Genomic DNA, 4198 nt, shown 5'->3' with positions numbered 1-4198 from the left:
CCCGGGGCGTGATCGGAGCCAAGACATCGAGGAGTTCGGCACGCAGCTGCTCGACCTGCGGCGAATGGGACGCGTAGTCCACCGGCACCCGCTTGGCGCGGATGCCGTCGGCTTCGCAGGAAACGATCAGCGCGTCGAGGGCCTGCGGTTCGCCCGAGACCACGACCGCGGCCGGCCCGTTCACCGCCGCGACCGCGAGACCTTCGGTCAGCCGTGCTTCGACGTCGGCGAGCGGCGCGGCCACCGAGACCATCCCACCCCGCCCGGCCAGCGCCAGGATCGCCTTGCTGCGCAACGCCACCACGCGCGCGCCGTCCGGCAGCGACAACGCGCCCGACACCACCGCAGCCGCGATCTCGCCCTGGGAGTGGCCGACCACCGCGTCCGGCACCACACCGAACGAGCGCCACAACTCCGCCAGCGACACCATCACCGCGAACAGCGCGGGCTGCACCACGTCGACCCGGGTCAGCGCTTCGGCGTCGGCCAGTACTTCCCGCAGCGACCAGTCCACAAAGGAACTCAGGGCGGCCGCGCACTCGTCGAGGCGTGCCGCGAACACTTCCGAAGACTCCGCGAGTTCGAGCGCCATCCCGGCCCACTGCGAACCCTGCCCGGGGAAAACCAGGGCGACCTTGCCGGGATCGCCGGTCGCGCCGGTGACCACGTTCGCGGCCGGAGCGTCCTCGGCCAGCGCGGTCAGACCGGCCGCGAGGTCGCCGACGACGACCGCGCGGTGCGGCAACGCAGCCCGGGTGGTGACCAGGGAGAAGCCGACGTCGGCCGGGGACTCGTCCACGCGGGTGAGCAGCGCCTGCGCCTGTCCGCGCAACGCCTCGGCAGACCGGGCCGACAGCACCCACGGCACCGGTCCCGGTGCCGCGGTCGGCGTGGTTTCGGGTGGGGGCACGGCCTCCAGGACCGTGTGCGCGTTGGTGCCGCTCATGCCGAACGACGAGACCGCCGCCCGCAGCGGGCGGTCCGCCGTCCACTCGCGCGCCTCGGCCAGCAGCTCCACCGCACCGGCCGACCAGTCCACATGGGACGAAGGAGCGTCGACGTGCAGCGTCCGCGGCAGCACGCCGTGGTGCATCGCCATGACCATCTTGATCACCCCGGCCACGCCCGCCGCCGCCTGGGTGTGTCCGATGTTGGACTTCACCGAACCGAGCCACAGCGGCGTTTCCCGCTCCTGGCCGTAGGTCGCGATCAGGGCCTGTGCCTCGATCGGGTCGCCCAGGGTGGTGCCGGTGCCGTGCGCCTCGACCGCGTCGACGTCCGAAGCGGACAGGCCGGCGTCGGCCAGTGCGGCGCGGATGACCCGCTGCTGGGCCGGTCCGTTGGGGGCGGTCAGGCCGTTGGACGCGCCGTCGGAGTTGACCGCCGAGCCGCGGACCACGGCCAGGACCCGGTGGCCGTGGCGACGGGCGTCCGACAGCCGCTCCAGCAGCAGCAGGCCGGCGCCTTCGCCCCAGGCCGTGCCGTCCGCGGCGTCCGCGAACGCCTTGCAGCGGCCGTCGGCGGCCAGGCCACGCTGGCGGCTGAACTCGACGAACGTGCCCGGGGTGGCCATCACGGTGACACCGCCCGCCAGCGCCATCGAGCACTCGCCGAGCCGCAGCGACTGGACCGCCAGGTGCAGGGCGACCAGTGAAGACGAGCACGCCGTGTCGACGGAGACGGCCGGCCCTTCCAGGCCGAAGGTGTAGGCCAGCCGCCCGGAGGCGACGCTCGCCGCGTTGCCGGTGGCCAGGTGGCCCTCGAGGACGTCGGCCGAGTCCAGGAGCAGCGTCGTGTAGTCGTGGCTGTTGGTGCCGGCGAACACGCCGGTCCGGCTGCCCCGCACGGTCGCCGGGTCGAGGCCGGCGCGCTCGAACGCCTCCCACGCGAGCTCCAGCAGGAGCCGCTGCTGCGGGTCCATCGCAAGGGCTTCGCGCGGCGAGATGCCGAAGAACCCGGCGTCGAACCCGCCCGCCGCGTCGAGGAACGCGCCTTCGGTCACGGTCACCGAGCCGAGCCGCGCGGGGTCGGCGTCGTAGAGGTTCTCCAGGTCCCAGCCGCGGTCGGCCGGGAAGCCCGACACCGCGTCCGCGCCCTCGGACACCAGGCGCCACAGGTCCTCCGGGGAGGCGATCCCGCCCGCGTACCGGCAGCTCATCGCGACGATGGCGATCGGCTCGCCGTCGGCCGCGGACACCGTCGTGGTGGCTTCGGCGGCCGCGTCGCCCAGCACCCCGGCCCGCAGGTGCCCGGCGAGGGCGCGGGGCGTGGGGCAGTCGTAGACGAGCGTCGCGGGCAGCGCGAGCCCGGTCTCCGTGCGCAGCGCGTCCCGCAGCTCGATCGCGGTCAGGGAGTCGAAGCCGATTTCCTGGAACGCGCGGTCCGGGGCGACGGCGGCGGCGCTGGGGTGGCCGAGCACCGCGGCGGCCTGGTCGCGGACCAGCTGGAGCAGCACCTCGTCGGCGACGGCCGGGGACAGGCCGCGCAGCCGGGTGACGAGCCCGCCGGGTTCGGCGGCCGGCTCGTCGACGACGGCTTCGGGGATCGTGGTCAGCAGCGGGCTCGGCCGCCGGGAGGTGAAGGCGGCGGTGAACCGGGGCCAGTCGACGTCGGCGATGGTCACGTTCGTGTCGCCGCCCGCGGCCCGGAGCAGGGCCGAGACGGCCGCGCCCGGCTCCAGGGCCCGGAGGCCGCGGCGGAGCAGGTAGTCCTCGGCGTCGTTGTCGGCGGCCATCCCGCCGTCCGCCCACGGGCCCCAGGCCACCGCGGTGGCGGCCAGGCCGCGGGCGCGGCGGGCTTCGGCGAGCGCGTCGAGGTAGGCGTTGGCCGCGCCGTAGCACCCCTGCTGCCCGCTGCCCCAGACCCCGGCGATCGAGGAGAACAGGACGAACGCGTCGAGGTCGGTGTCGGCGAGGAGGTCGTCGAGGTGGCGGGCGCCGGTGGCCTTGGCCGCCCACTGCCCGGCGAAGTCGTCCACTTCGGACAGCGGGGCGGAGCGCACCACCCCCGCGGTGTGCACGACGGCGGTGAGCCCGGGGCTGACCCGGTCGAGCAGGTCCGCGACGAAGTCCCGGTCCGCGACGTCGCCGGCGGCGAACGTCACCCGGGTGCCGAGTTCGGCCAGCTCCGCACCCAGTTCGGTGGCGCCGGGCGCGTCGGCACCCCGGCGCGAAACGAGGACGAGGTGGTCGGCGCCTTCGCGGGCGAGGCGGCGGGCGACGTGCGCGCCCAGCGCACCGGTGCCGCCGGTGACGAGCACCGTCCCCCGCGGAGTCCACTGCGGACCGGACGCCGGGGGCGCGTGCTCGAGCCGTCGGCCGAAGGCGCCTTCCGCACGGATGGCGACCTGGTCCTCGTCCCCGCCGAGCACCGCCCGGAACCGCTCCGGGTCCACAGTGGACGACAGGTCGATGAGGCCGCCCCAGCGGCCGGGGTGTTCGAGCGCGGCGACACGGCCGAGGCCCCAGACGGCGGCCTGGTCCGGGTCCGGGCCGGGATCGGCGCCGGTGACCCGTACGGCGCCCGAGGTGACGCACCACAGGGGCGCCTCGATCCCGGCCTCGCCGAGGGCACGGAGGAGGCCGACGGTCCGTTCCGCACCGGCGCCGCTGAGCACGACGACCGGCTCGAGGCCGCGGAGGTCCTCGGCGGTGACCGGGCCGTCGAGCCGCACGACACGGCCGTCCCACCCGGCCAGGGCGGCGTCCAGCTCCGGGGACGGGTCGACGACGAGGCAGTCACCGGCGAGGTCCGGGCTGCCGGTGGGCGTCAAAGCCGTCCAGGTGACCCGGTACCGGTCGGCGGTACGGCCTTGCCGGGCGGGGGCGGGCCAGAACCGGCTCCGCTGGAACGGGTACGTGGGCAGGTCGGTCCGCGGCCCGGCGGGCAGGTAGGCGGCCCAGTCGACGGCGCCGCCGCGGACCCACACCCCGGCGAGCGCGGTCAGCAGGGTCCGTTCCTCCGGCCGGTCGCGGCGCAGCGCCGGGACGGCGGCGCTGCCGACCATGGCGCTGAGGACGCCGTCGGGGCCGAGTTCGAGGAACGTGCGGACGCCTTCGGCTTCGAGGGTGGCGACCCCGTCGGCGAACCGCACGGCCTCCCGCACGTGGCGCACCCAGTAGTCCGCGGTGAACGGCTCGGCAAGAGCACCGGTCACGTTCGAAACCACCGGAATCTCCGCCGGGTGATACGTCAGGGT

Annotated in this window: 1 protein-coding gene; it reads right to left on the bottom strand. The window is 75.4% G+C overall.

The window, feature by feature from the left end; all coding sequences use genetic code 11:
• Positions 1-4168 (bottom strand): SDR family NAD(P)-dependent oxidoreductase (locus tag ABZX11_RS48050; protein WP_354925878.1); only part of this gene is annotated, 4168 nt, incomplete at its 3' end.
• Positions 4169-4198: the final 30 nt, after the last annotated feature.

The organism is Amycolatopsis sp. NPDC004169, assembly GCF_040610315.1.
Classification (GTDB): domain Bacteria; phylum Actinomycetota; class Actinomycetes; order Mycobacteriales; family Pseudonocardiaceae; genus Amycolatopsis.
Note: the sequence above shows the minus strand (reverse complement) of the source record. Positions and strands in the feature narration are given on the sequence as shown.